This window comes from Desulfobulbaceae bacterium (assembly GCA_013792005.1).
GTDB lineage: Bacteria > Desulfobacterota > Desulfobulbia > Desulfobulbales > VMSU01 > VMSU01.
In genome coordinates this window covers 45,544-52,172 of record VMSU01000248.1, presented here as the reverse complement: position 1 = coordinate 52,172, position 6,629 = coordinate 45,544, and the positions used below count along the sequence as shown (strand labels likewise).

Genomic DNA, 6,629 nt, shown 5'->3' with positions numbered 1-6,629 from the left:
ACATTGCAGCTATTTTACCAGAGACTCCGACAACATCAGAGCAAAAACAAACACAGGAGGTACGCCATGAAAACGACAACTCTGTGGCAATGGTTAGTGCTGTTCTTCTCTGTGCTTCTGTTTGGACTGGTTAGTCCGACCACGTCGCACAGCTTGGAGGTCACAGTCGACGTCGCTCCGCTGATTATCAACGTAGGGGGCAAGTCGGCTACTTTCGTAGTCCACACCAATCTCCCTTACACCCTGGTGGATCCTGCCACTGTGGTCTTGAACGGGGAGCCGATTTACCAGTGGAAGATGGATTCCCTCGGCTATTTTGATGCCATTATTTTACGCGAAGCCATTGAACCATCCCTGGAAATTGGCATTAAGAACCTCTTTGTTCTTGAAGGCAAGACCAGGACCGAGCCTCCAGAGCTTTTCTGGGGCGCTGAAGAAGTGCTGGTTATTGATCAAGGCATCAGTCCTGGGTTGCTTCGCTAGGTGAACGCTGTTGTGACGCCGGGTGAAGAGGGAGTCCGGCAATCGGGGGATCAAAACTACCGATTGCCGGCTTTTTCATTTCCCGCCACTGGAGCAAAGTGGGGGAAAAACATTGACATCCCCTCAAGCAGTGACATATATACAATCCACTTACTCTAACCTTCACCCCGTCATCCCTCTTGCCACTACCAAAAACACCACCGCAACCACTTGAACTCCTGGCCCCGGCAGGATCTGTTGAATCCTTCTTTGCCGCCATCGAAGCCGGAGCCGATGCCGTCTATTGTGGACTGAAAGATTTTTCCGCCAGGGCCAAAGCGAAAAACTTCACTATTGACGAGATGGAGCGCCTTGCCGCCTATGCCCACCAGGAAGGAAAGCAGCTCTATGTAGCGCTCAACACCCTGATCAAAGAAACAGAATTACCCAAGCTCATCGACACACTCACTGCCCTGGCAGCGATTCCGGTCGACGCCTTGATCATCCAGGATCTTGGCCTCTGGCGACTGGCCCGCACATTCTTTCCCGAACTTCCCCTCCACGCCTCAACCCAACTGACCATCCATAACGCCGCCGGCGTGAAGATGCTCGAACGGATGGGATTTTCCCGAGCAGTTCTGGCTCGCGAGCTCTCCCTCACTGAAATCTCTGCCATTCGCGGGCAGACATCAATGGAACTTGAGCACTTTGTTCACGGCGCCCTCTGTTACTCCATCTCAGGACACTGCCTCTTCTCCTCATACACCTCCGGCAACAGCGGCAACCGAGGCCGTTGCGGCCAACCCTGCCGCCGCCGATACTCCGCACAAGGGAAGACGGGATTTTATTTTTCCACCAGTGATCTTAGTGCCATCGCACTGGCGCCGAAACTTGCTACAGCAGGGGTAATGAGTTTCAAGATTGAAGGCCGGATGAAAAATGCCGAATACGTCTCCACGGTAGTCACGGCCTACCGCAAAGTACTTGATGCTCACCCCAAGGCCAAACAGCAAGCCATCACTGAAGCGGAAACAATTCTGAGTGAGGCCTTTGGCCGCGCAACGACCCAGGGTCTACTCAAGGGCGGTGTGCCGGCGGATATCACCACCCCCTCGACCAAAGGGGGAATCGGCCGGTTGCTCGGTTCGGTAGAAAAAGTGTTTGGCTCTGCAATCGTTTTGACGACAGCAGACACTATCCATATCGGCGACCGCTTACGCATCCAACCCAGTGAGAGCGATCTTTCAGGTGTCGCCTTCACGATACAGGCAATGACTCTTAGTCAACGACAGGTCAAACGGGCAGAAACCGGCAGCCGGGTCCGCATTGCCACGCCATTCAAAGACATCCCGCTTCACGCAGGAGACCAAGTATACAAAGTCGCTACCGGAAAAACCTTTACCATGAGCGGCGAGGCCTGTGCCCGCCGTCTCGCCTCCACCCCCTCGACAACTTCCCCAGTTCAAATTGAGGCGTCCTGCCAAAGAAACCAGTTAACACTTAAAGCCAAGTCTGCCGACTGTACTCTAGAAGAGTCCTACGAGGCAGCAATGGAGGAGGCGGCCCACTCTCCCTTAAGCCGAGCCACACTCGAACGCACCTTCTCCCGAACCGGTCACGCCTCACTCACCCTAACCAAGCTGACAGCAAGACATCTCCCTCCGGTGGCCATTAAGCCCAGCCGGCTCAACGAGATTCGACGCGATCTGTATACCAAGCTCGCCGCCTTGATCGAAAATCACCATCGCCAGACCTGGCAGGGCAGAAAGGCCACTGCTCTCGCCGCCCTGCTGCCTCCCGAATCACCCCATCCCACCACCACTGACGGATTGGTTGTGATAATCAGTGGCGTCCGCGACCTGGAACTCCTCTCCGACCGCGAGATCCATCAACTTATCCTCCCCCTGACACCGGAGATGGTAAAAGCGGTTGGGAAAATACAATTCACCTCTCCGGACTGGCAACAGCGCATCATCTGGGATATCCCGGCGATTATCTTCGAAGACGAGTGGCAGGGGGTCAAAACAGCGATCAAACAACTGAACAAAGGAGGATTTATCGGCTTTAGGATCAACAACCTCAGTCATTTCCATTTTTTTGAGGCGGCCTGCGACGTCAAGCTCACAGCTGGCCCCTGGCTCTATTGCCTCAACAGCCAGACCGCCCTCTCCTTGGCAGAACTTGGCGCACAACGGTACACGACCAGCATTGAAGACGACAGAGACAACATCCAAGAACTTATCACCAAAGCGCTACCCATCCCGGCGATGATCCCGGCCTACGGACCAATAGCCCTGGTTACCTCCCGGATTCCCCTTCGTGGCATCCGCTCAACAGGAGGCCTTGAGAGTGACAGCGGTGACGCGATACGAATTGACTGCACCAGTGGCCTCACCGTTGCTTACGCCGACCATGATTTTTCTTTACTAGGGAAGTTACATGAACTCAAAGCGCTGGGCAGCAGCTCGTTCGTAATCGATTTAAGCAGCAGCGGTGCCCTCAGTCATAAAGGACAGAAAGTTCTCGCCTCTGCAAAAACCGACCATCCGATAGAAGGAACAACCCTCTTTAATTACGAACGGGGATTGGTGTAGCAGGAGTTATTCTGCCAATTACTTGACGAACTGCTCAACAAAGGTGGCAATAATTGCTTCTGCCTCATCGGCTGTGACGTAGGGAAAGAGGGTAATCTGCCGATTCCCTGAGATCATGGCCGAAAGCCGCCTACCTATTCCCTTACGGTACAAACAGCAGATATCCTTACCCATAGCCTGGGCTGTGGCAATTTCAAACCCCACCCCCAGCGAAGGCGTACTCACTTCAGCCACGACAAGATCAGCGACAGAAAGCCACTGCATATCACGGCCAAAGATCGCCTCCTCGCTCATATCCTGTTCCTCTGCCAGCAGCGCGGCATCACCGACATGTTCCGTCAGCACCGTCCCGTAACGCTTCAGATAGCCGATCAAACGGGCGTACAGTTCACCATCATCACGACCCCCTCGGATCGAACCCGCAAAATATATCTTGATTCCCACTGGCAAACGCTCACCAACTCAGATGTAACAGACTCACAATAAGATACGCTTAGCTGCAACGCGATCAGACGTGAAACTTATACGATATATTGACCCTGGCGCGGTAGGTTGCCACCACCTCGCCCTCTATGGTCATATCGAGTTCTTTAACGGTGGCGACTCGCAAGTCACTGTACTTTTTCCTTGCAATTTCAATGGCGTTTTTAGCTGCTTCTTCCCAGGAAACTTTACTGGTTCCAACAAATTCAACTATCTGATAGACGCTTTGGGGCATGGCTGACTCCTCCGTTTTAGTAGTAAGGGCTCTCGGGCAAAAATTGACTCTATCGATTCAAGAAATTTTCAACTAACCTTCAAAGAAGATTTCCAATCCGGCTCTAAAAAAACCGTCCCCTTCGGCTCCGCTCTGGGAACGTCCTCTCCCTTCCGGCGATACACCTCAATGGTGTACGATTCCGGATCTACGGCCACCTCCCTGCTGACCACTGTAAAATCCTGTTCGAATGTCGGGAAAACAGTATCTCCCTCCACCTCCCGAGAGATAGTGGTCAGGATTACGGTGTCGGTGAGCGGCAGGGCCTGAACGAAGATCTGCTCCCCCCCGATAACGAAGACCTTGACCGTATCACGGCACAAGTCCAAGGCCTCATCAAGACTATTTGCCGTCTCACACCCTGCGACATGATACCCGACCTGTCGGGTGATTATGATATTACGCCGACCAGGCAGCGCCCTGCCGATGGAGTCATAGGTCTTGCGACCCATAATCAACGGCCACCCCCAGGTAGTGTCTCTGAAACGAAGCTGTTCTCCCGGCAGATGCCAAGGGATGGTTCCATGCTGACCAATCACCCGATTAGCGGCCATAGCAACAATGATGATTATCTCCACACCTTCATCCTCCTGTCAGAAGCGTTAAGAATGGGAAGGTTTACGCTTGCCAAACCCCGTGTCACTCCTTATAGTAGCGTCGTAAGCAATCACAGGACACCCCATCTGCTTTGTCATGGGGCTGCTCACATACCAAAGTATAGCTCGCAGCCCCATTTCGCGCATCTGGGGTACCCTGCAATCGCTTACAGTTCTGAGGCAGAGCACAGTTTCTATAGTTTTCACCCCCGTGATCACTTACGTAGCGTCACTATTCAATCGTCCTTGCTGCAGCCCTATCATCACTTTAGCACAGGACTTACCTCCCGACATAACCATTCTACCAATACTTCTGAATTTACATCATGGATTACTACAAAATACTGGGCGTTGACAAGTCCGCCACCAAGGACGACCTCAAAAAGGCATACCGCAAGCTTGCCCTCAAATACCATCCCGACCGAACCAAAGGCGACCTGAAGTCCGAGGAGAAATTCAAACAGATCAACGAAGCATACGCCGTTCTCTCTGATCCGGAAAAACGGCAGCAATACGATACGTTCGGCTCCGACACCTTTCAGAAACGCTACTCCCAGGAAGACATCTTTCGCGGAGCAGACTTAAACTCAATCTTCAGAGAATTTGGCATCAACCTTGGTGGCGGACGTACCAGAGGCGGCCCTCAATTTGAAAGCTTTTTCAGCCAGGGCGGCATGGGCGGTAGCAATCCTTTCCAGTCCCATCAAGGATTCGGCTCCCGACAGGCTCAACCGATCAAGGGCCAGGATATGACGATGGAATTGGCCATCACCCTAGCCGAAGTCTTAACTGGCTCAGAAAAAACCATTGCCCTGGGCCGAGGCGTCAATGCCGATAAAGTCTCAGTAAAAATTCCCGCCGGTATTGAGTCCGGCAAAAAGCTCCGCGTTACAGGCAAAGGCGGGGCCTCTCCCCAAGGCGGACCATCGGGCGATCTCTTTCTGATCATCAACATCCAACCAGATCCCAACTTCAGCCGGGATGGCAATGACTTGATCCTGGAAAAGCTCATCCCCTTCTCATCGGCCATCCTGGGAGACAATATTGCTGTACCCACCCCGGAAGGTAAGACCTTGAAGGTCAAAGTTCCCCATGGCATTCAACCCCAGGCAAAACTCCGCCTCAAGGGTCACGGCCTGCCCTCCGGTCCTCATGGACCTCGCGGCGATCTCCTGATCCGCTTCCTGGTCGAAATCCCCTCAAAACTCACCCCTGTCCAGAAAGAACTGATCCAACAGCTTCAGAACGAAGGGCTATAACCACCTCTTAAATCGAGAGACTCGGACAGATATAGTATCCGAGTCTCCAACTCCACTGACTAGAGACTTGCCCCGGTAATCCGCTCCAACGCCTCAATGTAGCGAGCCCTGGTCTTGGCAACTATCTCCTCAGGCAGCGGCGGAGGTGGTGGTGATTGCGGCCAATCCAGTGACAGCAGATAATCCCGCAGAAACTGCTTATCAAAACTCGCCTGACCTCTACCGATAGCGTAATCATCTACCGGCCAGAACCTCGATGAATCCGGAGTCAACACCTCATCGATCAGGATAAGTTCACCATCACACCATCCCAGTTCAAATTTTGTATCAGCAATGATAATTCCACGCTGCCGGGCATAATCTGCCGCTTTTTCATACAGACGCACACTGATGTCTGCAATCTTGTCGGTTTCAGCCACACCAATGATTTCCCGCATCTGCTCAATCGAGATATTTTCGTCGTGAGCACCTAGTTCCGCCTTAGTCGATGGCGTAAACAGGGTCTGAGGAAACTTCTCCGACTCCTGAAGCCCAGTTGGCAACGAAAAGCCACATACCACCGGATTTCTTTTATACGCCTTCCAGAACGAACCAGAGATATACCCCCTGACAATACACTCAACCGTCAACGGTTTAGCCTTGCGCACAACCATGCTGCGTCCTGCCAATTGCTCCCGGTACGGGGCACAGATTGCCGGATATTGATTAACATCGGCCGTCAGCAGATGATTGGGCACGATATCTTTGAGGTAGTCAAACCAGAACAGAGAGAGCTTGGTCAATACCGCTCCCTTCGAAGGAATGGGATCATTCATCACAACATCAAAGGCCGAAATTCGGTCTGTGGCAACCATGAGCAAACAATCGCCCAAGTCGTACAGATCACGAACTTTACCCCGATGGACCAAGGTGAGTTCCGGAAAATTGGTTTCAGTGACTGGAGTGTTCATTGTTAGTTCTT

The 6,629-nt window shown here is 52.6% G+C and carries 7 protein-coding genes; 3 read left to right on the top strand and 4 right to left on the bottom strand.

Features of this window, described 5'->3' with window-relative positions:
- The first annotated feature begins 66 nt into the window (after positions 1–66).
- The gene (locus tag FP815_16355) at positions 67–483 is read left to right on the top strand and encodes a hypothetical protein (GenBank protein MBA3016500.1); all 417 of its coding nucleotides are present in this window, start codon (positions 67–69) and stop codon (positions 481–483) included.
- A 179-nt stretch (positions 484–662) separates the two neighbouring features.
- Positions 663–3,056 (top strand): U32 family peptidase, encoded by a 2,394-nt coding sequence (locus FP815_16350; protein ID MBA3016499.1) that lies wholly within the window; start codon positions 663–665, stop codon positions 3,054–3,056.
- An 18-nt stretch (positions 3,057–3,074) separates the two neighbouring features.
- Here the strand turns inward: FP815_16350 and FP815_16345 are convergent, their stop codons facing one another.
- The 3 genes from FP815_16345 to FP815_16335 all read right to left on the bottom strand — a co-directional run bounded on the left by FP815_16345 (position 3,075) and on the right by FP815_16335 (position 4,367).
- On the bottom strand, positions 3,075–3,494 hold the full coding sequence (locus tag FP815_16345; protein MBA3016498.1) for a nucleoside 2-deoxyribosyltransferase: 420 nt from the start codon (positions 3,492–3,494) through the stop codon (positions 3,075–3,077).
- A gap of 70 nt (positions 3,495–3,564) precedes the next feature.
- Positions 3,565–3,774: a dodecin domain-containing protein gene (locus tag FP815_16340; GenBank protein ID MBA3016497.1), complete on the bottom strand. Its 210-nt coding sequence runs from the start codon at positions 3,772–3,774 to the stop codon at positions 3,565–3,567.
- Positions 3,775–3,842: 68 nt separating this feature from the next.
- Complete coding sequence (locus tag FP815_16335; GenBank protein MBA3016496.1) at positions 3,843–4,367, bottom strand: dihydrofolate reductase; 525 nt, start codon at positions 4,365–4,367, stop codon at positions 3,843–3,845.
- A 359-nt stretch (positions 4,368–4,726) separates the two neighbouring features.
- Between FP815_16335 and FP815_16330 the strand changes: the two genes are divergently transcribed.
- On the top strand, positions 4,727–5,668 hold the full coding sequence (locus FP815_16330; protein MBA3016495.1) for a J domain-containing protein: 942 nt from the start codon (positions 4,727–4,729) through the stop codon (positions 5,666–5,668).
- 59 nt (positions 5,669–5,727) lie between these two features.
- On the opposite strand, the gene FP815_16325 is transcribed toward FP815_16330, so the two are convergent.
- Positions 5,728–6,618 carry a phosphoribosylaminoimidazolesuccinocarboxamide synthase gene (locus FP815_16325; protein MBA3016494.1) on the bottom strand — a complete coding sequence of 297 codons (891 nt, stop codon included), beginning with the start codon at positions 6,616–6,618 and terminating at the stop codon, positions 5,728–5,730.
- Between the last annotated feature and the right edge of the window lie 11 nt (positions 6,619–6,629).